Origin of the sequence: Vibrio sp. HI00D65 (genome assembly GCF_001635455.1) — a bacterium.
GTDB lineage: Bacteria > Pseudomonadota > Gammaproteobacteria > Enterobacterales > Vibrionaceae > Vibrio.
Genome location: NZ_LWEH01000183.1, coordinates 1 through 358 on the forward strand (window position 1 = coordinate 1; position 358 = coordinate 358).

General features: G+C 41.1%; 1 protein-coding gene. It reads left to right on the forward strand.

What is annotated here, in order from left to right; genetic code table 11:
• Positions 1–158: 158 nt before the first annotated feature.
• Positions 159–358: zinc ribbon-containing protein (locus tag A3712_RS14970; protein WP_443083598.1), on the forward strand; the 200-nt coding region annotated here is incomplete at its 3' end.

Genomic DNA, 358 nt, shown 5'->3' on the forward strand with positions numbered 1-358 from the left:
TTCATACTTGCAGTTGCAGACTTTTAGATGGCGTAATTTTCACTGAATTTCGCAGGGCAACTATACTCAAGAGTATGAATTGTATTTGTTTGTGAGCGAAGGAGCTTTGTAGCACTTCGTTCACTTACTACAACGTTGGTTATCTTAAGGAGGTTGTTATGCCGAAGAAAAAAGCACTCTATGAAGAGGTGGTTGAAGAAGTTATCGAAACGCTGAAGCATAGTCCTGAAGAGCTCAACAATAAAATCGAAACATCAGGCAAATATGCGAAGGCCGCCAATGACATGACTAAAGATGAGCTATCGCTGATCTCAGCCTACGTGAAGTCAGACTTGAAAGAGTTTTCTGAGAGCTACGA